Annotated in this window: 23 protein-coding genes; 10 read left to right on the forward strand and 13 right to left on the reverse strand. The window is 68.6% G+C overall.

Going from position 1 to position 23,192, the window contains the following annotated elements:
• Positions 1 to 59: 59 nt before the first annotated feature.
• From IEY87_RS31085 to IEY87_RS31105, 5 genes are all read right to left on the reverse strand, one after another.
• Positions 60 to 1,505: a multicopper oxidase family protein gene (locus tag IEY87_RS31085; RefSeq protein WP_189142383.1), complete on the reverse strand. Its 1,446-nt coding sequence runs from the start codon at positions 1,503 to 1,505 to the stop codon at positions 60 to 62.
• Positions 1,506 to 1,584: 79 nt separating this feature from the next.
• On the reverse strand, positions 1,585 to 3,429 hold the full coding sequence (locus IEY87_RS31090; RefSeq protein WP_189142384.1) for a sensor histidine kinase: 1,845 nt from the start codon (positions 3,427 to 3,429) through the stop codon (positions 1,585 to 1,587).
• Complete coding sequence (locus tag IEY87_RS31095; protein ID WP_189142385.1) at positions 3,420 to 4,025, reverse strand: response regulator transcription factor; 606 nt, start codon at positions 4,023 to 4,025, stop codon at positions 3,420 to 3,422. Before IEY87_RS31095 ends, IEY87_RS31090 begins: the two co-directional genes overlap by 10 nt.
• A 65-nt stretch (positions 4,026 to 4,090) precedes the next feature.
• Positions 4,091 to 4,840, reverse strand: a complete 750-nt coding sequence (locus IEY87_RS31100; protein WP_189142386.1) for a hypothetical protein — start codon at positions 4,838 to 4,840, stop codon at positions 4,091 to 4,093.
• A gap of 111 nt (positions 4,841 to 4,951) precedes the next feature.
• The gene (locus IEY87_RS31105; protein WP_268241368.1) at positions 4,952 to 5,866 is read right to left on the reverse strand and encodes an NAD(P)-dependent oxidoreductase; all 915 of its coding nucleotides are present in this window, start codon (positions 5,864 to 5,866) and stop codon (positions 4,952 to 4,954) included.
• Between the two features lie 241 nt (positions 5,867 to 6,107).
• Here IEY87_RS31105 and IEY87_RS31110 point away from each other — a divergent pair, with 241 nt between their 5' ends.
• From IEY87_RS31110 to IEY87_RS31130, 5 genes are all read left to right on the forward strand, one after another.
• Positions 6,108 to 6,701 (forward strand): LGFP repeat-containing protein, encoded by a 594-nt coding sequence (locus tag IEY87_RS31110; RefSeq protein ID WP_189142388.1) that lies wholly within the window; start codon positions 6,108 to 6,110, stop codon positions 6,699 to 6,701.
• A gap of 438 nt (positions 6,702 to 7,139) precedes the next feature.
• Entirely contained in the window at positions 7,140 to 8,942 is a 1,803-nt protein-coding gene (locus IEY87_RS31115; protein WP_189142389.1) for a hypothetical protein, read from the forward strand.
• A gap of 20 nt (positions 8,943 to 8,962) precedes the next feature.
• Positions 8,963 to 9,496, forward strand: a complete 534-nt coding sequence (locus IEY87_RS31120) for a hypothetical protein (protein WP_189142390.1) — start codon at positions 8,963 to 8,965, stop codon at positions 9,494 to 9,496.
• 2 nt (positions 9,497 to 9,498) lie between these two features.
• On the forward strand, positions 9,499 to 9,801 hold the full coding sequence (locus IEY87_RS31125; RefSeq protein WP_189142391.1) for a hypothetical protein: 303 nt from the start codon (positions 9,499 to 9,501) through the stop codon (positions 9,799 to 9,801).
• Positions 9,802 to 9,832: 31 nt separating this feature from the next.
• On the forward strand, positions 9,833 to 9,976 hold the full coding sequence (locus IEY87_RS31130) for a hypothetical protein (RefSeq protein ID WP_189142392.1): 144 nt from the start codon (positions 9,833 to 9,835) through the stop codon (positions 9,974 to 9,976).
• A 25-nt stretch (positions 9,977 to 10,001) separates the two neighbouring features.
• Here IEY87_RS31130 and blaOXA read toward each other — a convergent pair whose 3' ends face one another.
• Positions 10,002 to 10,892 carry a class D beta-lactamase gene (gene blaOXA / locus IEY87_RS31135; RefSeq protein ID WP_189142393.1) on the reverse strand — a complete coding sequence of 297 codons (891 nt, stop codon included), beginning with the start codon at positions 10,890 to 10,892 and terminating at the stop codon, positions 10,002 to 10,004.
• A 284-nt stretch (positions 10,893 to 11,176) separates the two neighbouring features.
• Here blaOXA and IEY87_RS31140 point away from each other — a divergent pair, with 284 nt between their 5' ends.
• Positions 11,177 to 12,211: a zinc-dependent alcohol dehydrogenase family protein gene (locus IEY87_RS31140; RefSeq protein ID WP_189142394.1), complete on the forward strand. Its 1,035-nt coding sequence runs from the start codon at positions 11,177 to 11,179 to the stop codon at positions 12,209 to 12,211.
• A 54-nt stretch (positions 12,212 to 12,265) separates the two neighbouring features.
• On the opposite strand, the gene IEY87_RS31145 is transcribed toward IEY87_RS31140, so the two are convergent.
• Entirely contained in the window at positions 12,266 to 12,766 is a 501-nt protein-coding gene (locus IEY87_RS31145) for a MarR family winged helix-turn-helix transcriptional regulator (RefSeq protein WP_189142395.1), read from the reverse strand.
• 92 nt (positions 12,767 to 12,858) lie between these two features.
• Between IEY87_RS31145 and IEY87_RS31150 the strand changes: the two genes are divergently transcribed.
• Entirely contained in the window at positions 12,859 to 13,326 is a 468-nt protein-coding gene (locus IEY87_RS31150) for a RidA family protein (RefSeq protein ID WP_189142396.1), read from the forward strand.
• Positions 13,327 to 13,344: 18 nt separating this feature from the next.
• On the opposite strand, the gene IEY87_RS31155 is transcribed toward IEY87_RS31150, so the two are convergent.
• Genes IEY87_RS31155 through IEY87_RS31165 form a run of 3 tightly spaced genes read right to left on the reverse strand, consistent with a single transcriptional unit; the run spans position 13,345 to position 16,359 of the window.
• Positions 13,345 to 14,850, reverse strand: a complete 1,506-nt coding sequence (locus tag IEY87_RS31155; protein WP_189142397.1) for a tripartite tricarboxylate transporter permease — start codon at positions 14,848 to 14,850, stop codon at positions 13,345 to 13,347.
• Between the two features lie 20 nt (positions 14,851 to 14,870).
• Positions 14,871 to 15,332 (reverse strand): tripartite tricarboxylate transporter TctB family protein, encoded by a 462-nt coding sequence (locus tag IEY87_RS31160; protein WP_189142398.1) that lies wholly within the window; start codon positions 15,330 to 15,332, stop codon positions 14,871 to 14,873.
• Between the two features lies 1 nt (position 15,333).
• Complete coding sequence (locus tag IEY87_RS31165) at positions 15,334 to 16,359, reverse strand: tripartite tricarboxylate transporter substrate-binding protein (RefSeq protein WP_225277809.1); 1,026 nt, start codon at positions 16,357 to 16,359, stop codon at positions 15,334 to 15,336.
• A gap of 151 nt (positions 16,360 to 16,510) precedes the next feature.
• Here IEY87_RS31165 and IEY87_RS31170 point away from each other — a divergent pair, with 151 nt between their 5' ends.
• Both IEY87_RS31170 and IEY87_RS31175 read left to right on the forward strand, forming a co-directional pair.
• Positions 16,511 to 17,194 carry a response regulator transcription factor gene (locus tag IEY87_RS31170; RefSeq protein WP_189142399.1) on the forward strand — a complete coding sequence of 228 codons (684 nt, stop codon included), beginning with the start codon at positions 16,511 to 16,513 and terminating at the stop codon, positions 17,192 to 17,194.
• A 6-nt stretch (positions 17,195 to 17,200) separates the two neighbouring features.
• Positions 17,201 to 18,652, forward strand: coding sequence for a sensor histidine kinase (locus IEY87_RS31175; RefSeq protein WP_189142400.1), 1,452 nt, complete (start codon positions 17,201 to 17,203; stop codon positions 18,650 to 18,652).
• 32 nt (positions 18,653 to 18,684) lie between these two features.
• Here the strand turns inward: IEY87_RS31175 and IEY87_RS31180 are convergent, their stop codons facing one another.
• From IEY87_RS31180 to IEY87_RS31190, 3 genes are all read right to left on the reverse strand, one after another.
• The gene (locus tag IEY87_RS31180) at positions 18,685 to 19,653 is read right to left on the reverse strand and encodes a TAXI family TRAP transporter solute-binding subunit (protein WP_189142401.1); all 969 of its coding nucleotides are present in this window, start codon (positions 19,651 to 19,653) and stop codon (positions 18,685 to 18,687) included.
• Positions 19,654 to 19,720: 67 nt separating this feature from the next.
• Complete coding sequence (locus IEY87_RS31185) at positions 19,721 to 20,143, reverse strand: hypothetical protein (RefSeq protein ID WP_189142402.1); 423 nt, start codon at positions 20,141 to 20,143, stop codon at positions 19,721 to 19,723.
• Positions 20,144 to 21,423: 1,280 nt separating this feature from the next.
• Positions 21,424 to 21,834: a DUF6223 family protein gene (locus IEY87_RS31190; protein WP_225277810.1), complete on the reverse strand. Its 411-nt coding sequence runs from the start codon at positions 21,832 to 21,834 to the stop codon at positions 21,424 to 21,426.
• A gap of 218 nt (positions 21,835 to 22,052) precedes the next feature.
• Here IEY87_RS31190 and IEY87_RS31195 point away from each other — a divergent pair, with 218 nt between their 5' ends.
• Positions 22,053 to 23,168, forward strand: coding sequence for a sensor histidine kinase (locus IEY87_RS31195; protein ID WP_189142403.1), 1,116 nt, complete (start codon positions 22,053 to 22,055; stop codon positions 23,166 to 23,168).
• Positions 23,169 to 23,192: the final 24 nt, after the last annotated feature.

The raw sequence follows: 23,192 nt of genomic DNA on the forward strand, positions 1-23,192 counted from the left end.
CATATTGCCGGGCTGAATATGGACCGTTCCTGTATCGATTCGGCCTCTGACACCTGGGGTTACTCGTGGTGGGCGGCGATCGTACGGGACACCTGGTTTTCGGTGCCGGGCTTCACGATTACGAATTGTCCCATCATGCCGGAATCCTCATGCCGCAGGATGTGGCAGTGGTACATGTACGGCATGGCCGGATCGGTGAACCGGCCGAACTGTACGGCCAGCCGGACCGTGCTCTTCGGCGGCACGTACACCGTGTCCTTATGCCCGCTCGCGTACGCCGCCGGCTTGTCCCCGTCCACGTCGAGCACCTGGAACGCCACCTCGTGGATGTGGAAGTTGTGGGCGTAGACGGTGTTCTCGATCTCCCAGATCTCGACGGCCCCGGCAGGGATCACCTCGTCGATCCGCGACATGTCCATTTCCTTGCCGTTGATGGCGTCGTGTCCGTTGAGCCGGAAGCGTCGGACCGTGGCGTTCGGGGGGACCACGATCGTCGCGGGGCCGCCCAGGCGAGCGGGCAGCGGGGGAGAGGCGGCGAGCCGCGGCGCCGCGACGATTTTCAGCAGGTCGAAGTCGCCCTCGTCGATGTCGTCGGACCCCGCCAGAGTGCGCAGCAGGACCTGCTCTCCGGCCGCAAAAGTCACGACAACCTCCACGCGCTCGCCCGGCGTGAGGGAGACCTGGTCCACCTCAACAGGCGCGGCCAGCAGGCCGGCGTCGTTACCGACGATGTGAAACGTACGGCGGTCGGCGAAGGAAAGGTGGTACATCCGGGCGTTCGACCCATTCAGCATTCGGAAACGCACCTGCTCAGTACGTACATTCACAAAAGCCTGGTACGTCCCGTTGACCAGCATGTGGTCGCCCAGAATGCCGAAAGTGCCCTTCAAGGGGTCACCGGTCGGTGACCCGTCCTCGGCGAGATTCTTGTCCTGAAAAATGAGGGGAAAGTCGTCCACCCCGTACCGCGAGGGCAGCCCCGGTACGCTCTGATCGTCGATGATGAACATCCCGGCGAGCCCGCGATAGACGTGCTTGGCGGTCTGCCCGTGCGGGTGCGGGTGATACCAGGACGTGGCGGCAGGCTGGTCGATGGTCCAGTGCGGGGTCCACGTGCCGCCCGGTTCGATCGTCTGGTGCGGGCCGCCGTCCATCTTGGCGGGCAGCCGCATCCCGTGCCAGTGCACGGTGCTGGGCTCGTCCAGTCGGTTGGTGACCGTCATCCGGACCTTGTCGCCGCGCGCCGCCCGGATGGTCGGCCCGAGGTGCGGGCCGTTGAACCCCCAGGTCTCGACCGGCTTACCGGGCAGGATCTCGCTGCGTCCCCGCTGCATCGTGAGCGCGAACGTCCGCGTCCCGTCCTCGCCCACCTTGGGCTTGAGCAGGGGAGGTACGCGTAGCTCGGTACGGAAGGCAGCCGGATCGCTCCCGGAGCCGGAGCTAGAGCCGCAGCCGGAGGCGAGGCCCGAGAGGACGGCGGCTGCGAGGAACTGTCGACGGTTCATGATCCCTGGTCAGTCGGTCGTGTCAGTGGGGCGGGACCAACTGTGCGACAGCGGGCGATCTCCGGCACAGTCGCCGCGTTCACCTCGTGGGCATGAGATTCTCATGATCGACTGGCGCGTGGGCGAGGAGTTCGAAGCGGTCGCCGTTCCGGATGGTGGTGAGCTCGCCGCCGACGGCGGCCAGCCGGGCGCGCAGATTCCGCAGCCCCGTCCCAGGCTCGCCGGAGCGGGAGACGGAGACGGAGCCGGAGGCGGACGCGAGGGCGGGGCCGGAGCCGGGGGTGACCCCGTCGTTGGTCACGCGCAGCCGGGCGCGGCCGTCCTCGACGGCGAGCTCGACCACGCACTCGACCGGCGTGCTGTGCCGGAGCACGTTGGTGACCGCCTCGCGCAGCACCACCGCGAGCACCGGCTCGGCGGGCCCGGTCACGGGCGCGGCGTTGATCCGTACGGTCGCTCCCGCCGACTCCAGCATGGCCCTGGCGGAGGCGAGCTCGTCGGCCAGTGACAAGCGTCCGCTCACCAGGGCGGTGTCCGAGAGCGTGGCCCGCGCCGCCTCCGCCACGCGATCGAGCTGCCCCATCGCCCGGCCGGGGTCCGTGTCGAGCAGCCGCAGCGTGAGCTCGCCGTGCAGGACGATCGTGGTGAGGCCGCGCCCGAGCAGGTCGTGGACGTCCCTGCCCACCTTGAGCCGTTCGCGCAGGGCCGCCACCTCGACGAGCTCGGCCCGGGTCTCCCTGAGCTCGGTGACGAGGGCGACGAGCCGCGTCAGTCCGTAGACGGTCAGGGCAGCGGCCAGGGAGGCGCAGAACTCGTACCAGCCCGGCCAGGACGCGACCGCGTTGACGCCGCAGATCGCCACGCACAGCGGCCAGGAGACCCACGCCCGCACATGGAGCAGCACCACCCCGGCGAAGAACCCCGACACCACCAGCCCGGCCACTTCCCCCTGCAGGAGCGGCACGTAGATGGTGAGCGCCTGAGCGACCAGCGTCCACGTCAGGAACCTGGGCCGGGTGCGCAGCGCGGCCAGATGCCAGAACTGCAGGCCGAACGTCACGGGCAGCAGAGCCAGGTACGCGACCTGCCCGGAGCCGGGATCGACCCCCTCGTCGGCGACGAAGTTGAACACCGACTGCCCGACGAACAGGACGTGCGTGACGACGAGGATCGGCGTGGCCAGCCGGAGGATCCGGGTGTCGTCATCGCGCGGCGGGACCGGGAGTGCCGCCTCGACGGCCGGCAGGGAGCGCACCTGCGCCAGCGCCTCCCGGGCGACGGCGACCGCCCGGTTCATCGCCGTCCGCACGTCGTCCCGGTGCCGCGTCAGCCGCTCGACGGTGGACGCGCTGCTCACGGCCAGGTCGAGGGTCAGCCGCTCGACCGTGGACGCGCTGCTCACGACCAGGTCGTGTACGTGCCGCCACAGCCGTAGCCGCTCGACCTCCCCGGCCCTGGCGGCCAGCTCGGACCGCTCCCGCCGTACCCGGTCCAGCAGGTCGGCCAGGCGGCTGAGACCGTACAGCGTCAAACCTACGTTGAGCGGGGCGACGACCGCGTAGTAGACGTACACCGGCGCCAGGTCCAGTACGGCGCCCGCCAGGACGCCCTCGACCACCGCGATCAGCCCGAAGATCGGCCACGCCCAAGGCCCGCGCACCATGAGCAGGACCGAAGCGGCGACGAACCCCGTGCCGCCCGCCCGCCAGCCGTCCGCCTCCGCCAGTAGCGGCAGATAGTTCAGTACGGCCTGCAGCGGCAGGAGGAATCCCGGCCGTCTGCCCGGGAGCGAGATCGGCAGCTGGAGCGCGGCGACGCCGATGATGCTCGCCACGGTCAGCGGCCCGGAGTCGTGGAAGGCCACCCGGAGCACGCACAGCACGCAGATGAACCCGGCGAGCAGGCGGACCGGGCTCAGAGCCAACCCGCCTCCTGGGCGATCCGTACGGCGTGCAGGCGGTTGCGGGCGTTCAGGGTGGTGACGATCCCGGTGAGGTAGTTGCGCACGGTGCCCACGGACAGGAACAGCGCCCCGGCGATGTCCGCCACGTCCTCGCCGTCCGCAAACTGCCGCAGGACTTCCAGCTCGCGCGGCCGGAGCGGGCTCTCGGCCGTCTCCAGCGCCGCCACGGCGAGCGCGGGATCGACCACCCGCTCACCCGCCGCGACCCTCCTGATCGCGTCGGCGAGCCGATCCGGCGGGGCGTCCTTGACCAGGAACCCGGACGCCCGCGCGGCGAACGCCCTGCGTACGCTTCCCGGCCGGCTGAAACTCGTCACGATCAGCACCTGGCACCGCGGCAACCGCCGGCGCAGCTCGGCCGTGGCGGTGAGCCCGTCGACGCCGGGCAGTTCGACGTCGATCACCGCCACGTCAGGGTCGTGTGCCAGGGCCATGGGCACGATCTCGTCCCCGGCCGCCACCTGGGCGACCACCTCGATGTCGGGTTCGAGGTCGAGCAGCGCGACCAGCGCCCCGCGGACCATGTGCATGTCCTCGGCGAGCAGCACCCGGATCATCCATCGCCCCAACCGTCAGCCCATTTCGCCCCATTTTTACCATCTCGTGAGATCTTCACAGTGGATCAGCAACCGTAGTCGTCCCAGTACGGGTCGTCCCAGCGGGCCGGCTTGGGGAGGCCCAGCAGCCGGACCCAGTGGAGCGACTGCTCCGGCGCGCCGGCGGCACGCAAGCGGGTGGGAGCGTGGCGTGCCAGCCAGGCGTTCAGCTCGGCGCACTGGGCTCGCTCGTCCTTGTGGGTGAGCCAGGGAAGCTCGTCTCCCAGCAGGTCGGGGCCCCAGTAGGCGACGGTCTCCGCCAGCCGCTGGTCGGCCACCGGGTCGCTCAGCGATGCCCAGACGTCGAGCCAGGGCGTGAGCGTGCCGGACGCCTCGGCGCACAGCGTCAGCACGTCGTACGCGGGCACGGCGACCTCGGGCGTGGTGAGGCTGTACGCCCACCATGAGTCCAGAAACTCCCGCACGGCTGCGGCCTGCTCGGCGGGCCAGTGCTGCCAATCACCGAAAGCGAGCGAGTGACCGACCGCCTCCATGCCGATGATCGGCTCTATCCAGCCTTTGACCAGGGAGTACGTAAGCTGAGGCAGGATCCGGCGCAGCACTGCCGGGTGGTCGTCCCAGTCGGGACTCCACCACATGCGCAGCAGTAGGTCGGGTTGCAGCCAGGTGTCCGGGGCCCTCAGCAGGGCGAGGCCTTGGCCGTTGCGCCGGTGGCACTCGCAGTGGTTCTCGTCGGGGTGGGCGGTCATTCCGCGGAAGGTGGCCTTCAGGTCCGCCAGGGCGGTGTCCAGGCGATGCTGCGCGGGGGTGGTCATGGGTGGCCGCCTCGAGAACTCCGGCGGCCGACGCCGGCCGAAGATCACGACCTTACCGGCCGAAGGCGCGGCGGTCACCCCGCGCCTTTGTCGTCGTACTGCTGAGACGGGTCATTCGTCTCGCGGCGCGTTCGATCCCCGCACCGCTTCCGCGATCGACGCCCAGTCGTGGTCGCCGAGGCCCAGGTCGATCGCGTCCTGGAACGTCTGACGCAGGGCGGACATGGTGGGCAGTTCCAGCCCGACCCCGTCGGCGGCGGCCTTGGCCAGGCCGAGATCCTTGTTGCCCAGGACGGTGCGGAAACCGGCCGGCATGTACGCGCGGTCCGCCATCTGCTTGCCGTAGCCCTGGTACACCGGCCCTGTCAGCACGGTCCCCGTCATCACCTCGTGCAGGTCGTGTGCGTCGATCCCGTGCCGTTCCACCAAGGCGAAACCCTCGGCTATCGCCTCCAGCGCGTGGATGAGCAGCAGGTTCATGGTGATCTTCACCAGGTTGGCCTGCCACGGCTGCGCACCCACCCGCCAGATACGCCGGCCGAGCGTCGAGAACACCGGCTCCAGCGAGTCGATCAGCCCGCTGTCACCGGCGGCGAGCAGGTTGAGTTGTCCCGCTTCCGCCGCATCAGGACGCCCCAGCACCGGGACCCCCAGATAGCCGATCCCGGCGGCCTCGTGCCGCTCGGCCAGGGCGCGCCCGGCCTCGACGGAGATCGTCGACATGCCGACGTGGACGGCGTCCGGCCCCGCGCCGGCGAGCACCGAGTCGTCGAAGACGGCGGCCACGGCGGCGTCGTCGGCCAGCATCGACAGCACCGGCCCGGCGGCGAACAGGTCGGCGACGGACTCGGCGCGTTCGGCGCCCGCCGCGACGAGTTCGTCCCCGGCCTCGGGATGCCGGTTCCAGACCGTCACCTCGTGTCCCTCCGCGAGCAGGCGGCGGGCCATGCCCTTCCCCATGTTGCCGAGACCGGCAACGGACACTCGTGCCATGCGACGCTCCTTGACCGATTCCGCCAAGCCCACCGTCGACCTGCCGGACCTGCTCGGTCACATAAAAGGCCAGGTGGGCACCTGTCTCCTCTGGCCTACCCAGCGGGTTCGGGCGGATCCCCTGCAGGGCGCGCTGATCAAGTGTCGGGCCCGCAACCGAACTGTCCGCGTCGGCGAGAAAGCGTTCAGTAAGCGGGCCGCAAACCGCCGTCACCCCCTTTCAAGTGCTTCGTATTACACATAGTGCGCAACCAACTCCGGAAAGGACACTCCAATGCCGCACCTGCGCACCCTCCTCGGCCTCGCCACCGCTCTCGGCACGGCCGCCACGGCCCTCACGATCGGCGCCGCCCCCGCGAGCGCGACCACCTGCGACCCCGCCCTGGTAGCGCCGGCCGGCAGTCTCGTCGGCAACCTGTGGCGCTCCAACGGCGGCGAGACCAGCGTCTACGGCTGCCCGACCTCCAAGGAGTACGGCTACGCGAGCCAGCGCGGCTCGTACCAGACCTTCCGCAACGGCAAGATCGTCTGGTCGCCGAACCTCGGCGGCGGCACGCTGGTCCGCGCCTACTACGCCAAGGGCAAGGCCGTCTTCCGCTGGAGCGGCCTCGGCCGCGACTGGGACTTCTTCAACGTCCGCTGGAGCGCCGGCGGCGGCCCGGCCACGCAGGTGAAGGTGGCCCGGCTGACGCCGTGGAGCGGCGCCTACTCCGTGGACCCGACATGCAGCGGCGACACCTGCATGACCTCCAACGGCCACGGCGGGCTCGTCAAGACCGTCTTCATCGTCCAGGGCTGCGACCGCGGCACCTTCAGCTCCGACTGCGGCCCCTGGAGCATCGCCACCTCCGTCAAAGTCCCCTACTGACCGCGCTGTGATGAACATTCTGAGCCGTCTGATATCACGCGAGCCAATTCCGGTTGTTTATAGAGACGCGTAAAGCGTTTACCGGGATTGGCTCATGTGCTTAACTCCTGCCTGATAGCCCACATCCTCGGGGGAGAATCCATGGGGAGCTCGTTATGAGTCTCCGTCGAGGCGCGCTGGGATCGGAATCAGGTCGGCTATTCGCGTCGCTGGAGACCCATCATGAGTCACCCGGTACCCGACGCCCTCCCAACTCCGCCTTCACAGGCCAAGACCGACCAGCCTCCCGGGGACTACGCCCAGCCGACCCCCACCCCGTTGCCCACACCGGGCCGCCCCGCTGACCAGGCCACACCGCCACCAGCGCAGACCACAGCGAAACCATCCCTGACCCCCAGCCCTCCTGACTGGAACTACTCCGGTATCACCCCCTCGCAAATGGACCGCTTCGAGCGTGACCTCGGCAGGGTCGAGTCCACGGTCCGCGCTCATGAGCCACGCATCCGGGAGGCGCTGAGCCGGCTTCAGCTCGACGTCTCCGCCCTGGCGGCTCTTCGCGAGATGGGCAACTTCATCAGCTCCAAACGCCCGGAGTTGCGTCGGCGTAATACAACCATCCAGTCGCTGACCACAACGTGGGGGGCCGATACCGCCGGCATGGTCCCCTTTGACGAGGCCCTCTACAACCGGTCCTCCAGTGACGCCGACGTCTACGCCGCCGCGAATCGGCTGGCCGAAACCGCGAAAACCGGCAAGATCGACAAGAAGACCCTCTCCGAGTTGGAGAAGCGCATCGGCGATCCCGCCTTCGCCACGATGCTCATGCACGCGCTGGGCGCCACCACGTACCGGTCGGTCATGGCTAAAACGGTGCGGGGCGACAAGCAGCTCCACCGTCTCCAGATCGCGCTCAGCCAGGCTCTCGGTACGGCCAGCTCTCGGTTGGACGCCGGCTGGCGCGAGGAGCTCACTGCCGTCCGCACGCCTGCGGATCACGAGGCACTCGCCAAGGCGATCAAGTACGGCTCGTTCGACGCGGGTTTTCTGCTGCAGGCGGCCAGGGCCATCGACGCGCACGATCGTAAAACCCCGGCTCAGGGCGGAACGGTCCTACGCGATTACCACCAGGATCCGATCGTGGACATGATGACGGCACTGGCCCGCAACCCTGCCGTCGCCCAGGACTTTTTCGCCAAGGACCCTACGGCGCTCAAACGCTTTCTCGTCGAACGGCCCACACTGAACGGCAAGGAGGAGGTGGGCAGGGCGGTCGAGGCGGCCACCACAGTCTTCAGGGACCATGACGGCACAGCGCAGAATCCGTCCCGCGGTTTCCTGTCCGCCGAACTGGCCTCGGAGTTCGCTGAGTTGCAGCGTGAGCGGATCAACAAGGGTGGCAAATCGGCCGTTCCGGCCAGTACGACCGCGCTCATCTTCGCCGCCTATATTCCTGACGTCGCCTACGCCTCCAAGAAATCAGGGCTCAGCGGGGCTCGCGTGCGCACCGTCAACCCCGAGCATTGGCCGCCCAACGAGCCGTGGGGTGCGCAGTTTCGCACGGAGGACTTACGAGTGGTCATGGAGGAGGCGTTCGAGGAGGATCCGAAGACCGTCTCAACGTTGATGGCGGCCCAAACCGTGTGGTCAAAAAGGCTGCTCGACCACAATGCCGCAAGCGGCGATCACAAGAGCTTCGTAGCCGCTGCGAAGGAGGTGGGCGCAGGGTTCGGCCTGGTCACCGACGCGACGGGGCTCGCTCGTATGGCTGAGGGCCAGAAATTGGATGAGGCCCAGGAACGGAAGATGAAGGAGATCATGGCGGTGGTCAACACTGGGCTGGCGATTCCGCAGAAGGCCGGTTGGCCCATTGCGGCCGGCGTCGTGGGTTCGTGGAGCAGCCTGATCGAGGACAGCGCCAAGACCGAGGTCAACAAGAACCAGGCGACGTACGAAGCCAACGTAGCGAAGGCCAGGTCGGAGTTTCTGGCGACCCAACTCGTGGCCCAGGCCATGTTCGACCACGGACTCTTCGCCCAGGAGACTCGCCGCTCCTTGAGCTTCCTCAAAGCCGACGGGACCTTGATGACGCTGGGGGAGATGACACCGGAGAACGCCACCCAGCATCCACACTTCGACGCCTACGAGCAGTGGGCGGAGGACGACCACGAGGGCACGATATGGAAGAAAGCGAAAGAGGAACTGGTGGATGCCTACGGCCGCGCCTTCAGCGAGCACAAGTGAGAATTTTCACCGCTCTAGGCATGGCTGTGCTGCTGGTTGGCTGTACAAGTACCCAGAAACCTCCCGTTGACAGGACACCACTGCCGGCAGTCGCCGCGCCGCCCTACATGTGCGACCACATTCCGCTGCGTGCTGTGGAGTTGATGACGGGCGTGCGTCAACCGATCGCTCGCGGAGATTTCGACCTCAGCTTCGGCGATGGGGTGGGCGTGGGCGGATGTGCCATCTATCAGCCGACGGGCAGGAAGAAGAAGCTGATCGATGTCGACCTGACTCCGGAAGGCGGAGAAGAGTGGGTCAAGGCCCAGATCAAAGCCGGAGACAAGCCGCTGCCCGAGATCGTCCCCGGCGGGATCGGCTTCTACACACAAGGCGGAACGGTTGAGAAGAACCAGGCCGGTGCGGTGCTGGTGAGAGGAGAGGCCCAACTGTTCGTCGGAATGTCGAAGGGCGTCGAAGGGCGGGACAGCGCGGCCGATGTGATCGCGTTGATGAAGTTGATCGCGCCCAAGCTGATGACTGACGCGACTGCCCCTCGTACTGCGAAGGACTGACCATGGCGGCGCTGGTGTCCAATCCACTGCACGAGGCTCTGCGCAACGCCCTGCGCGTGGTCGAGCCGATGATCGGGGAGATCGACAGCGACATCGAGACGCCCTACCGGCAGTTCCAGAGCGGAACCGTGTGGACCGGGCCGACGGCGAAGCTGTTCGGGGACCAGTTCGCCCAGCTCCGGTCCCGTGTGCGAGCCTCGGAGGAGAGGATCGTGGGTGAGTTGCGGGCGGAGCTGGGTCGTACGCCGATCGAGGTGACGGAGGAGGAGGCGGCGCAGATCAAGAGGAGGTACGGGCTGCCCTGAAGGGATCGGCACGTTCCGAGAACCGAATACCTTGATCTACGGCGCCGGCGACGTGCGGGTGGAGAACGGCGGGCTCGTCAGGACCGTCTTCATTGTCCAGGGCTGCGACAGCGGCACCTTCAGCTCCGACTGCGGCCCCTGGAGCATCGCCACCTCCGTGAAGGTCCCCTACTGATCGACGGGGTCCTCGTGGGGAACGCTCACGCTGTGGGCAGGACGTTCAGCCGGTGCAGCAGTTCACGCGCGAGGGTGGCGCGCTTCGCGGCGTCGCCGTCCTTGGCGATGTCCATGTTCAGCGCGAACGTGTACACGCGTCCGCCGCGTTCGACCCACCCGGTCCACCAGCCCGTGCCGGGATCGGGGGCATTCTGCCAGCCTGACTTGGCGTACAGCGCGTACCCGTTCTTCTCCTCCTGCTTGATCAGGTCGTGGACGGTGCGCTGGTGCGTGCGAGAGGCGGGCAGGCGCAGGGCGGCCAGCCGCTCCATGAACCGGGTCTGCTCCACCGCCGAGATCTTCAGCGGGCCGTCCAACCAGAACCGGTCCACCACCGTCCCGGTCTGCCGGTTGCCGTAGCCCAGCCGGTGCAGCCACTGCCGTTCGCGCTGGAGGCCGATGCGGCGGGCGATCACCTGGAACGCCGCCGCGTTGGAGACGCGAACGGCCTCGCGCATGCTCATGTCCTTCTCCCACTCGGGGAACGGCTGCGGCGTGCCGTCCCAGGGGATCACCTCGTCGGGGCTCTTGACCACACCGGTCTGCAGAGCGACCAGCGCGTGCGGGACCTTGAAACTGGAGGCGGGCACCATCGGCTTCTCGGCGCGCCGGCGGTCCACCACGGTCACCTTCTTGGACGATACGTCCAGCAACGCGAACGTGCCCCGAACCTTCGCCGCGTCGAACACCGCGCGCAGATCATCGCGTACAACGGTACCCGGCTTGACCTCATAGGCCGTCGCGACCATGGCGCCGCCGCGCGGGGCGCTCGCGTGGGCAGTGGCACTGTACGCGGGGATGCCGCCGAGAGTGAGCGAGGCGAGCACGGCGGCGCCGAGCCAGGGGCGTAGGACCTGCGGAATCGTCTTCTTCATGCGTAGAGATCATCACAGGACATCGTTCCTGTCCAATATTGCTATTTATGGAAGACCAATATCTAAATCCATATCATCGCAGTTCAGAGCGCTTGTCCGGGGGGCCAAGGCGCTGAGGGTCGCGTCGGCGAGTGAGCGGGCGATCAACGTGCGGCGCCTTCGGGTCGGACTGCTCTGGCGAGGTAAATCTACCGATAACGGACCACAACCCGGCATATCGGTCACCCAGCCTCGACCGGCCGCGGGTAGGCAAACGACCACTACCTGAAGGACGGAAGGCACTCATGCAAGCAACCCTGATCTACGGCGCCGGCGACGTGCGGGTGGAGAACGTGCCCGACCCGGTCCTGCGCGAACCCACCGACGCCTTGGTCCGCGTGCTGCGCTCGTGCATCTGCGGCAGCGACCTGTGGCCGTACAAGTCGAGGCCGGCCACCGAGGAGGGCGAGCGCATCGGGCACGAGTTTCTCGGGGTCGTGGAGGACCTCGGCGCGGAAGTGTCCGGACTGCGGCGCGGTGACGTCGTGCTGGCGCCGTTCGTCTGGTCGGACAACACCTGCGACTTCTGCCGCGAGGGCCTGCAGACCTCCTGCCGGCACGGCGGCCTGTGGGCGGCCGACGGCGTGGACGGCGGCCAGGGTGAGGCCGTACGCGTCCCGCAGGCCCAGGGCACGCTGGTCAAGCTGCCCGTCGGCGAGGACTCCGAGCTGCTGCCGTCCCTGCTCACCCTGTCCGACGTGTTCTGCACCGGCCACCACTGCGCCGTGACCGCCGGGGTCGACCAGGGCGTGTCGGTGACGGTGATCGGCGACGGCGCGGTGGGCCTGTCGGCGGTCCTGGCCGCCAGGCGGCTGGGCGCCGAGCGGATCATCCTCCTGGGCCGGCACGGGCAGCGTACCGAGCTGGGCCGCCACTTCGGCGCCACGGACATCGTCGCCGAGCGCGGCGAGGAGGCCATCGAGCATGTACGGGAGCTGACCGGCGGCGACGGCACCCGTACCGTGCTGGAATGCGTCGGCACCAGGCAGGCGATCGAGACGGCGTTCGCCGTGGCCCGCGACGGCGGCACGATCAGCCGGGTCGGTGTTCCCCAGTACGAGGAGACGCCGATGGGCTTCGCCGAGTTCTTCCGCAACCTCACCCTCACCGGCGGCGTCGCCCCGGCCCGCGCCTACATCGAGGAGCTGCTGCCCGAGGTCCTGGACGGCACCCTGGACCCCGGCCGCATGTTCGACTGCACCATCAGCCTGGACCAGGTGCCCGACGGCTACCGCGCGATGAACGACCGCGCCGCCCTGAAGGTCCTCATCCAGCCCTGACCGCTGCCCGGGAACTCGCCGACACCTGCCCCCGAACAGGTCATGGCCGGGGAATCAGGTCAGGTCGACAGGCCGTACCCGCAGCTTGGCGGCGATGCGCGCCAGTGCCTGCCGGTCGGCGGCGGTGAGCGGGTCGAGCACGAACTGCCGCACCGAGCGCACATGGGTGGGCGCGGCGGCGACCACCACCTCGAAGCCGAGGTCGGTGAGGGCCGCGATGGTGTAGCGGCCGTCATCGGGGTCGGGCGAACGCTCCACCCAGCCCCGCTGCTCGAACCGCTTGACGACGTTGGACAGGCGCGAGAGGGAGCCGTTGGCCAGGTAGGCCAGCTCGCTCATCCGCAGGCGGCGCTCCGGGGCCTCCGAGATGTGGCTGAGGGTCAGGTACTCGAAGAGGGTCAGTCCCGACTCGTGCTGCAACGGCGACTCCAGCCGGCCTGGCAGCAGGAGGACCAGGGAGACCAGCCCGGTCCAGGCCTCCTTCTCGTCCGCGGTCAGCCACAGCGTCTCGTCGGGGGGACTCCCGCCGGGGTCCGGGGTCGCGGTGATGGCCATGAGGCCACCCTACCGAGCACTCATGACTTTACGCGTGAAGTAAAAGCCTGATACGTTCACTTCAAACGTGAAGTTAATTCGGAGGGATCGCCATGAGCAAGCCGGAGTTCTTCGCCACACCCGGGTACGGCGACACGCAGTTGGCCAACATGCACTACAGCCAGGCCGTTCGAGTCGGCGACCGCGTCGAGACCTCGGGTCAAGGTGGCTGGGACGATGACTGGAACTTCCCCGACTCCCTCGAAGAGGAGATCGTTCAGGCCTTCGAGAACGTCGAGCGAACTCTCGCCACGGCCGGCGCCACCTGGCGTGATGTCATCGCCGTGAACTCGTACCACATTCCCGACTCCGCCGACTTCATCGGCGAGGTCCACAACGGCGTCATGGTCGAGCAGTTCCGCAAGCGCATGGGCGACCGCTCACCCATCTGGACCGAGATCGGGGTCCCGGCCCTGGGCGCCCCGAAGATGCGCGTCGAGATCCGCGTCACCGCCATCATCACGAACCACCCTGAATCGGTCGATCCCGCGGCCGGTACCAGCGCCGCCGACCTCGTCTGAGAAGCCGGCGGCAGTCTCCTAATCCTCCTCGGTGAACACCACTTCGCGGCGCTTACGGATCGTCGGCAAAACGGCGACCACCAGGGCTGCCAGGGCCAGGACCAGGAGCACCGCGGAGATCGGGCGGGTGAGGAAGACCGACGCGTCGCCTCGGGAGATGATGAGGGCCCGGCGCAGGTTCTCCTCCAGCAGGGGGCCGAGGACGAAGCCGAGCAGCAGGGGCGCCGGCTCGCAGCCGCACTTGATCAGGACGTAGCCCAGGATGCCGAAGAACGCGATCGCGTAGACGTCGTAGGCGTTGAACCCCAGGGAGTACGTGCCGATCGAGGCGAACAGGACGATCATCGGGAACAGCACCTGGTACGGGATGCGCAGCATGCGCACCCAGAGGCCGATCAGCGGGAGGTTCAGGAGCACGAGCAGCACGTTGCCGATCCACATCGACGCGATCAGGCCCCAGAACAGCGCCGGTTCCTCGGTGATCACGTTCGGGCCGGGGGTGATGCCGTGGACGATGAACGCGCCGATCATCAGGGCCATGACCGGGTGGGCGGGCAGGCCCAGGGTGAGCAGCGGGATGAACGACGTCTGCGCGGCGGCGTTGTTGGCCGACTCGGGACCGGCCACGCCCTCGATCGCGCCGTGCCCGAACTCCTGCTGCCGCTTGGAGATCCGCTTCTCGACGGCGTAGGAGGTGAACGAGGCCAGCACGTGCCCACCGCCGGGCAGGACGCCGAGCGCGGCGCCGAGACCGGTGCCGCGCAGGATCGGGCCGGCGATCCGGCGCCGGTCCTCGCGGGTCGGCCAGAGGTTCTTCACCTTGGTGACGATCGCCGTGCGGGTCTGCTCGTTCTCCAGGTTGCGCAGGATCTCGGCCACCCCGAACATGCCGACGGCGACCGACACGAAGTCGATGCCGCCGTACAGCTCGCGCTGGTCGAACGTGAAGCGCGGCGTGCCGGTGTAGATGTCCTGGCCGACCGTGCCGAGCAGGACGCCGAGGAAGATCATCGCGAGGGCCTTGAGTGCGGTGCCGCGCGCCAGGGCGATGGACACGATCAGGCCCAGCAGCACCAGCGAGAAATACTCGGCCGCGCCGAACTGCAACGCGACGCGGGCCAGCGGTGGGGCCGCGACGGCCAGCACGACGGTGGACACCGTGCCCGCGATGAAGGACCCGATCGCGGCGGTGGCCAGCGCCGCGCCGGCCCGGCCCTGCCTGGCCATCTCGTGCCCGTCCAGCGCGGTGACCGCCGCCGACGACTCGCCGGGCAGGTTGATCAGGATGGCGGTCGTCGAGCCGCCGTACTGCGCGCCGTAGTAGATGCCGGCCAGCATGATCAACGCCGTCACCGGCTCGAAGTTGAACGTGATCGGCAGCAGCATCGCCACCGTCGCCGTCGGCCCGATGCCGGGCAGCACGCCGACCGCCGTGCCGAGCAGCACGCCTACGAAGCAGTAGAGGACGTTCTGGATGAGGAGGGCGGTGGAGAAGCCCAGCGCTAAGTTGTCGAGAAGTTCCATGCCTCAATCCGGATGCCGTGTCAGAACCCCAGCCAAGGGCCCCATAGCGGGATCCGCAGCTGAAGTCCGACGACGAAGATGAGCGTGGCGGCCAGGGTCAGCCCGGCGGCCACGGCCACGGCCATGAGCGGGCGTACGCGGGTGCTGGCCAGCGTGGTCAGCAGGGCGGTCACCGCCGACGTCGGCACGAATCCGAGGCCCCGTACGGTGAATCCGAAGAACATCACCGCGAGCACGATGACTGCGATCGCCCGCCAGGGGACCGGCCCGAACTCGGCCACCTCGCCGGCGATCAGTCCCTTGACGACGATCGCCAGGCCCAGGGCGGCCACCAGCGCGCCGACCAGCACCGGGAAGGCGCCGGGGCCCATCCGCAGCGGGGTGCCCAGCTCGTAGCCGAGCGCCCCCACCACGAACGCGCCACCGATCAGGATGAACATTCCCCCGGCGAGGACGTCCGGGAAGGACCGGCGGCGTTCCACCTCAGGAGGCCTTCACACCGGCGTCGGCGATGACCTTCGCCCAGACGCCGAGCTGCTCTTCGAGCTTGGTCCGGTGCGCCTGCGGGGTCGCGTCCCCGGCCGGGACCGGCGCGGTGCCGAGCTTGGCCATCTGGTCGACGACCTTCTGGTCGGCCAGCGCCACCTTCAGCGCCTCGGACAGCTTCTGGACGATGTCCTGCGGCGTGCCGGTGGGCACGTAGAGGCCGTGCCACACGCTGACCTCCAGCTTGGGCAGCCCCGCCTCGGCCGTGGTGGGCACGTCGGGCAGGCTCTTCACCCGCTCCGGCGTGGTGACCGCGTACGCCTTCACCTCGCCCGCGGAGATCTGGCCGCTGGTGTTGGTCGTCTGGTCGCACATGAAGTCGACCTGGCCGCCGACGAGGTCGGTCAGCGCGGGGCCGGTGCCTTCGTACGGGACCTCCTGCACCTTGACGCCGGCGGCGGTCTGGAACAGCAGGCCGCACAGGTGGGACGCGGCGCCGATGCCGGCGTTGGCCAGGGTGACCTTGTCGGCGTTCGCCTTCACGTGGGTCACGAGGTCCTGGAGCGTCGCGGGGGCGAAGTCCTTGCGGGCGACGACCGTCATCGGCACCTCGGTGACGAGCCCGACCGTCTGGAAGTCCTCGAGCGGCTTGAAGCCCAGGTTCTGGTAGAGGGCGGGCGCCGTGGACATGCCGATGTGGTGCATGAGCACGGTGTAGCCGTCGGGCTCGGCCCGCGCGACCTCGCCGGCGCCGACCGTGCCGCCCGCGCCCTCGACGTTCTGTACGACGATCTTGGCGCCGAGTTTGGCGGCCATCGGCTCGGCGATCATGCGGGTGACGGTGTCCGTCGGGCCGCCCGCGCTGAACGGCACCACGATCGTGATGCTCTGGTCCGGGAAGCCACCACCGCTGGGACCGCCCGCGCCGGTGCCTCCGTTTCCGGCGCAGGCGGCGACGAGCGAGACCACGCCGATCGCGGTGAACATCCGAACGGTGGTTCCGTACCTGCTGGCCGTTCTCATCTCGCAGCCTCCTCGTGTGTGCGCGGCCTCAGTCTGGGCTGGCAGGGGCGCGGATAGTGTCAGAGGAATCCCAAGGAATGCGCCGAATGTCAGAGAAATCCCAAGAACTGTGGGGCTGACACGAGCGCCGAGTCCGGCCGTACAATCCGGTATGCGGATCACCATCATCGAAGATGACGACCGCGTGGCGCGGGGTCTGGTGAGCGTGCTGATCCAGGCGGGCTTCGAGGTCCACCGGCTCGCCACCGCCGCGGAGGCCATGCGGGCCGACCCGTCCGACGTGGTCCTCGTCGACCTGGGCCTGCCCGACGGCGACGGCCTCGACGTGATCCGCAAGCTGCGGGACCGCCCGGAGACCGCCGTCATCGCCGTGACCGCGCGCTCGGAGGAGCACGAACGGGTCCGCGGCCTGCGCGCCGGCGCCGACGACTACATCGTGAAACCGTTCGGCATCCCCGAGTTGCTGGCCCGGATCGACGCCGTCCTGCGGCGCACCCGGGCGGCTCGCGCCCTGAGCCACCCGGACGAGCCGCTCGTCCTCGGCCCGATGCGCATCTGCGTCGGCACCCGCGAGGTCACTGTCGACGCCACCCCCGTGACGCTGACCCGCAAGGAGTTCGAGCTGCTCCTGCTGCTCGCCCGGCGAGCGCCGAACGTCGTCAGCCGCGACGTCATCCTCGACCAGATCTGGGGCGCGACCTGGGAGTCCTCAAGCCGCACCCTGGACACCCACATCGCGGCGTTACGCAACAAGATCGGACCGGCCGTGCCCATCCGCACGATCCACGGGGTCGGCTATCGGCTCCTGGCCGACCGGCCGGAGCTGATCGGCTGACCCGCCGTGCACCGTCGCCTGCTCTTCGTCCTGGTGCCCTTCGCGATCCTGCTCGTCGCGGCGCTCGGCGCCCCGCTCAGCGTCACCGTGGCCGAGCAGGAGATGCAGCAGACGTACGTCGACCAGCTCAACGACGTCGGCCGGTTCGCGTCGCTGGCCGAGACCGCGCTGTCCACCGGGCGCGGTGAGGCGCTCCAGCAGGAGCTGGCGCGCTACCACTCGCTGTACGGCATCCCCGTCGCGGTGATCGACACGTCGGGCACGGTGCTGCTCGGCCCGCGCGGCGCCTACCAGGAGGCGGCGCGGACCGAGCCGGCGCTGCCCCGGATCGTGACCGCGGCCCTGGCCGGCGCGCGGCCCGAACCGTCCGGGGACTGGGCGCCGTGGGACGACTCCGCGCTCGTGGTCGCCGAGCCGGTGGGCCGCGACAGCGAGGTCGTCGGCGCCGTCGTGACGATCTCCGACCTGTCGAAGACCCGCCACCGCATCCTCGCGCGCTGGGCCTGGCTCGCCGGGCTCGGGCTGCTGCCGCTGATCGCGCTGGTGGCCGTCGCCTGGCCGGTGTCGGCGTGGGTGCTGCGGCCGGTACGGGAACTGGACGCGGCCAGCTCGCGGATCTCCCAGGGCGACCTCACCATCCGGGCCGACGCCGAGGCGGGGCCGGTCGAGCTGCGGCGGCTGGCGGAGTCGTTCAACACCATGATGGACGCGGTGGAGAACGCCGTGCAGCGGCAGCGGGCGTTCGTGTCGGACGCCTCGCACCAGTTGCGCAACCCGCTGACCAGCCTGCGGCTCGCCGTCGAGAGCCTGGATCCGCACCTGCGCGGGGACGGGCGGGAGATGTACGAGGTCGCCGTCGACGAGCTGAAGGCGATGCAGCGGCTGCTGAACTCGCTGCAGGCCAGCGCGCGGATGGAGAGCATCCGGACGACGTCGCCGGTGGACCTCGACGCGGTGCTGGCGACGCGGGCGGACCGGTGGCGGGCGCTGACGGCCACGGCGGGGCAGACGCTGACGGTGGACGTGCCGCCGGGGTTGCGGTTGCTGGAGCCGACGGGTGGGCTGGGGAGCATTCTGGACGAGCTGATCAGCAACGCTCTGCGGCTGTCGGGGGCGGGGGTGGTGGAGGTGACCGCCCGGATCGTCCCTGGTGGGGCGGGTGACGCGGCCGAGGCCGGGGTCGTGATCGCCGTCCGGGACGACGGTCAGGGGATCGACGCCGCTGAGCGGGCTCAGGCGTTACGGCGGTTCTGGCGGTCGCCACGGCACCAGAACGTGCCGGGGACCGGGCTGGGACTGGCGATCTGTGCGGATTTGGTGGGTGCGGCCGGGGGAGAGCTGCGGCTGGAGGACGGGTTGCCGCGTCCGGACGGGTCCGGGTACGGGTTCGCCGCGGTGGTCGCGTTACCGGCCGTCCCCCGGGCGGCGTCGTCTTCTCCGACTCCTTCACCCGTCTGAGGCACCTGGTTGTGCTTCGATCAGTGCTTGGGTCAGCGCTTGCGGTCGCGGAACCAGGCGGCCGCGCCCGGATGCAGCGGGATCGTTCCCGTGGAGATCCCGGTACGCACGTTGATCCGCCACGCTTCGGGAACGTCCTCGGCTCCGGTGTCGTCCTGGCCGGCGGAGGTGATCGTACCGGTGTGCGCGAAAATCGTGTCGGTGACGGCGTACACCAGATCATCGGGCAGGTCATTACGCGCCAGCAGCACGTTCGGCACAGCCACCGTCCGGGCGGCCGCGACCCCGGCATAGGCGGTCGCCGGGATCATGGCCGGAGCGTACGGCCCCGGAAAGGCCGTGAACAGCCCGTCCGCTTGCGCGTCCAGCGAGATCAGCCGGACCGGGTGCCGCTGCGCCAGGTCCGTGATCGCGGGCGTCGGCACACCGGTCAGCGAGAACATCGCGTCGATCTTCCCGTCCCGCAGCGCCGCCGCCGATTCGGCCTGGCTGAGATACCGGCCGTCGATGTCCAGCCCGCCGAGCTCGAGAACCCGCAGCGACGTGAACTCCGTGCCCGAATCCCGGGCCCCGAGAGAGATGCGTTTCCCCTTGAGGTCCCGGAACTCCTCGATCGCCGACCCGGCCATCACCACGAGATGCAGGTGACTGTCATAGAGCCGGCAGATCGCCGAAAGCCCTTCGGGAGCGCTGCCGTCGGTCGTGATCAGCGCGTCCAGGCTCGTCAGCCCAAGGTGCACCTCGCCGGCCCGCAGCATCCGGATGTTGTCGGTGGACGCCCCACTCGGCACAGTGGTCACCACGGCTCCTGGCACCTGCTCGGAGATGTGCTCGGCCAGCGACCCACCGATACGCCGATACACCGCCCCCGCCGGCCCGGTGGCCAGCCGCAGCTGAACCCGATCGACCTCAGGCCGCTGAGAGCAACCGGCGAGCAACCCCCCGACGGCCAGAAGCACCACCCGCCGACTGAGCCCCGGCTCCCGGTTCAGCAGCACCATGCCGAGATCGTAAGTCAACGAGTGACGCGAAGGGCCCACTCGACCGTGTCAGCGGCCTGGATCCGTCTCAGGCCGACAGCAGGTCAAGTTCCGCCGTCGCCGCCTCAACCCCTGCCAGCTTCGCCCGGATGCGACGCTCCTGCTCACCCACCTGATCGACACTCTCGATCACCTTGTTGAGCGCACCCTCAAGAGCCTGCGGCAGGCCACCTGAATCGATGGTCTCTCGCGTCCAGAGGCCGAGAAGCTTGTCTCCGTCAGCAAGGGCGATCACTACCTCGCGGCCAGCGAATCTGTCCTCGACGAACGCATCCATCTCATCTAGCGAGGGAAAAACTGCATTTTCTACCGACTCGACATCGTCCGGGTTGATCCACACGTATGCCCACGCGCTTCGCTCTTCGGTCGCAGCAGCTACTTGCTTAAAGAGGATGAGATCTTCGTTGAGATGGAAGGTGCCCGTTAGCGGGATCTCGTACTCATGCCACACGTCTAGATCGGACGCTTCGGGGCGCGGGCGCCAAGGAGGCAGCCCTCGCTTGATCAAAAAGTCTAGATTCACCGCCCTACCTCCGCTCATCTTCATGCCTATTGAAGCATCGAGTGAAGCTTGCCGTCACGTCGGGGCCCCATGGGATGTCCTGCCTTTGCACGGGATCGTCCGCAGGCCAGATCACCGAGACATGGCTCAGATCATCGTCGCAACCTGCGGAGATGCGACCTGGAGTGTGCAGGACCGCAAACCCTGCCTTCCTTAGGTCCCCCGCCGTCGTGTACCTTACGCTGGCCCGCTCGATATCTCTGGGAAATACTGAACGGAGCACATAGCGGGCTGCTTGCTCGATCGTGAGTGTGCCGGTCAAAAGGGATATTTCGCGCTCTCGAGCATATCGTGGTTCGCTTAGATACTTATTCGCATTCCGCGAGAACTGGGTGAGTACCTTTTCGTCCGATATGCACAGCCATGGCTTTTCGGCCGCGTGGCAAAGGCGGCTTCGCACATAGGACGAGTCAGGTTCCGACATGGCTACCGAGCTTATACATATAAGAGCCAGTTGTCATGTAAGGTTCAAAACACTTGCGCGATTCCCTTTTGCTATCGCCTTTTAGGTCAATAGCGGGCGGCCTAAAAGGCAACCTGTGTCAACTTGCGGACCCGTGGGCGCCGGTCCATCGACTGATCGCCAAGGGGATGACCTGCTTGGATCATGGTTTGCCCGGGCGCTGAGTAGGTGATTTCGGCGCCACGGATGCAGCGCGACATAGATCCACAGCACACCCGAGCGAGCTCGCCCATGCTCGGATTCTTCGCTCTGGCCGGGAGCGAGAGCCGTCTCTAAGCTCTCTGGCGAGAGGGAAAATCAATGCTTCAACTACTACAAGCCTTTTGGCGGCCGTCAGATGGGTGCGCGCGTTCCATGGTGTCAGAGCGTCCAGGCGTATGCATTCCCACTGGTGGCGCGCGACCTTATAGCACGCCATCTTCGGGACAGCGAAACGACACGCCAGGAGTCGCGGCGATTGACTGTCGCGTTGGATATTGGCCGCAGTCTGCGAGCATCCTGCAAGCGGAGCCGATATCTGGTCAGCCGGATGACCAGATATCGGATCTGTCTCAATCATGTACGAGTGCATTCTAAACTAGACATCTAGCATATTTGCTTCCCATACGGTGCAAAAACACCGGGGTGCGCTGGCTGAGCTGGGACGACCACGTCTGGCCTCGCAGACATTCGGCGAGCTTGCCGCCCACCTGTACGACGTGTTAGGTCAGCCGGTGCGGCGATGGCGGGCCAGGGTCAGGCCGCCGAGGGTCATGGCGATGAGGCCGATCACCAGGGCCACATAACCCCCGACGATGCCGTAGCCGGTGCCGGGGCCGCCCTTGGCGGTGGCTACGACCAGGCCGCCGATGGCCGCGCCGGCCAGCCCCGCCAGCAAGGCCCAGATGGCTCCCCATCTGCCGATACGGGCGGTGGGGCGGGCCAGGGCCAGGGCGCCGATCGCCGCGCCGGCCAGCCCCAGCAGCGCGGCCACCAAGGACCAGAGACGGCCGGCGCTCATGGTGTACGCGCCGGCGGGGTCCGGCTGGGCCAGGACCTGTGCGACCGCCGGCGCGACAGGCCCGAGGACTCCGACCAGGGTGGTTCCGGCCATGACGAGCATGGGTCTGACTGCCATGAGGATCTCCTCCTGCGACTGCGACTGGACGTTGCCTGAGCATGTCCGCTGGACCCATCGCCGGTCGTCGGGCGGAGGGAGGTGATTCGCGGTGCCGCCGATGCCGCAGCCGGCTACCGCGAACGCCGCAGGATCGGCGGAGGTACCGCGGGTGCGGTAGCCGGTTGTTCATCCGTTCGCAGGAGTCGCCCGGGCGGACATCCGGTTAAGGTGCGCGCATGAGTCCGAGATGGTCCGGTGTCGTCGACTGGGCGATCGCCGTCTGCGTGGCGGCGACGCTGCTGGTCACCGGGCTGTCCGGGCAGAGCTCCGCGACGAGCCTCGACCTGTTCGGCTACGCGCTGCTGGCGGCCGGGGGCCTGGCGCTGGCCGCGCGCCGGCGGGCTCCGGTCGCCGTCCTGGTCGTCACGGGGCTGTGCGCGGTGGGTCACCAGGTGGCGGGCTTCGACGTGCCCGCCGTGGCGTACCTCTTCGCGGTGTACGCCGCCGTACGGGCGGGACACCGCGTCGTCACGGTGGCGGCGAGCGTGCTGATGCTGGCCGCGCTCCCGCTCGCGGCCCTGGCCGCGGGCGTGCACGACGCGGGCGAGGCGTTCGCGCGGTCCCGGGGCGCGCTCGAGATCGCCTGGCTGGTCGCGGCCGGTGCCGCGGGTGAGGCGCTGCGGCAGGCCGAGCGGCGGGCGGAGGAAGCCGAGCGCACCAGGGAGGAGACCGCGCGGCGCCGCGCCGACGAGGAGCGGCTGCACATCGCCCGGGAGCTGCACGATTCGCTCACCCACCAGATCTCGATCATCAAGCTGCAGGCCGAAGTCGCCGTCCACGTGGCCCGCAGGCGTGGCGAACACGTGCCCGAGGCCCTGCTGGCGATCCAGGAGGCCGGACGTGAGGCCAGCCGGGAGCTGCGCGCGACCCTGCAGGCGCTGCGGGACGACGACACGACCCCGCCGCGCGGCCTCGACCACGTTCCGGAGCTGGTCGAACGGGCCCGTACCATCGGCCTGGACGCGACGCTGACGATCCAGGGGCAACGACGCGACGTGCCGGCCGCGGTCAGCCGGACCGTCTACCGGATCGTTCAGGAGTCGCTCACCAACATCGCCCGGCACGCCGCCACCGCGACCGCGTCGGTCCGGATCGACTACCGCCAGGACACCCTCGCGATCCGCATCGACGACGACGGCAAGGCCGCCCCGGACACCGCCCCCGAGCCCGGCGTCGGGCTGCTCGGAATGCGCGAACGCGTCACCGCCCTCGGCGGCTGCCTGCGCGCGGAGCCGCGCGGCGAGGGCGGCTTCACCGTCCAGGCCGAACTCCCGGTGGACCGGACGTCATGATCCGTCACGCCGGACTCCCCGTGG

Source organism: Nonomuraea glycinis, from assembly GCF_014646515.1.
In the GTDB taxonomy this organism is placed as follows: Bacteria; Actinomycetota; Actinomycetes; order Streptosporangiales; family Streptosporangiaceae; genus Nonomuraea; species Nonomuraea glycinis.

What these genes read in the sequence shown, in the direction of transcription:
- IEY87_RS31145 (WP_189142395.1), bottom strand. Translation starts at nt 12,766, where the DNA reads ATGGCCATCACCGCGACCCCGGACCCCGGCGGGAGTCCCCCCGACGAG.
- IEY87_RS31115 (WP_189142389.1), top strand. Translation starts at nt 7,140, where the DNA reads ATGGACCGCTTCGAGCGTGACCTCGGCAGGGTCGAGTCCACGGTCCGC.
- IEY87_RS31190 (WP_225277810.1), bottom strand. Translation starts at nt 21,834, where the DNA reads ATGGCAGTCAGACCCATGCTCGTCATGGCCGGAACCACCCTGGTCGGA.
- IEY87_RS31170 (WP_189142399.1), top strand. Translation starts at nt 16,511, where the DNA reads ATGCGGATCACCATCATCGAAGATGACGACCGCGTGGCGCGGGGTCTG.
- IEY87_RS31085 (WP_189142383.1), bottom strand. Translation starts at nt 1,505, where the DNA reads ATGAACCGTCGACAGTTCCTCGCAGCCGCCGTCCTCTCGGGCCTCGCC.
- IEY87_RS31155 (WP_189142397.1), bottom strand. Translation starts at nt 14,850, where the DNA reads ATGGAACTTCTCGACAACTTAGCGCTGGGCTTCTCCACCGCCCTCCTC.
- IEY87_RS31120 (WP_189142390.1), top strand. Translation starts at nt 8,963, where the DNA reads ATGGCTGTGCTGCTGGTTGGCTGTACAAGTACCCAGAAACCTCCCGTT.
- blaOXA (WP_189142393.1), bottom strand. Translation starts at nt 10,892, where the DNA reads ATGAAGAAGACGATTCCGCAGGTCCTACGCCCCTGGCTCGGCGCCGCC.
- IEY87_RS31195 (WP_189142403.1), top strand. Translation starts at nt 22,053, where the DNA reads ATGAGTCCGAGATGGTCCGGTGTCGTCGACTGGGCGATCGCCGTCTGC.
- IEY87_RS31110 (WP_189142388.1), top strand. Translation starts at nt 6,108, where the DNA reads ATGCCGCACCTGCGCACCCTCCTCGGCCTCGCCACCGCTCTCGGCACG.
- IEY87_RS31150 (WP_189142396.1), top strand. Translation starts at nt 12,859, where the DNA reads ATGAGCAAGCCGGAGTTCTTCGCCACACCCGGGTACGGCGACACGCAG.
- IEY87_RS31180 (WP_189142401.1), bottom strand. Translation starts at nt 19,653, where the DNA reads ATGGTGCTGCTGAACCGGGAGCCGGGGCTCAGTCGGCGGGTGGTGCTT.
- IEY87_RS31125 (WP_189142391.1), top strand. Translation starts at nt 9,499, where the DNA reads ATGGCGGCGCTGGTGTCCAATCCACTGCACGAGGCTCTGCGCAACGCC.
- IEY87_RS31140 (WP_189142394.1), top strand. Translation starts at nt 11,177, where the DNA reads ATGCAAGCAACCCTGATCTACGGCGCCGGCGACGTGCGGGTGGAGAAC.
- IEY87_RS31100 (WP_189142386.1), bottom strand. Translation starts at nt 4,840, where the DNA reads ATGACCACCCCCGCGCAGCATCGCCTGGACACCGCCCTGGCGGACCTG.
- IEY87_RS31165 (WP_225277809.1), bottom strand. Translation starts at nt 16,359, where the DNA reads ATGAGAACGGCCAGCAGGTACGGAACCACCGTTCGGATGTTCACCGCG.
- IEY87_RS31095 (WP_189142385.1), bottom strand. Translation starts at nt 4,025, where the DNA reads ATGATCCGGGTGCTGCTCGCCGAGGACATGCACATGGTCCGCGGGGCG.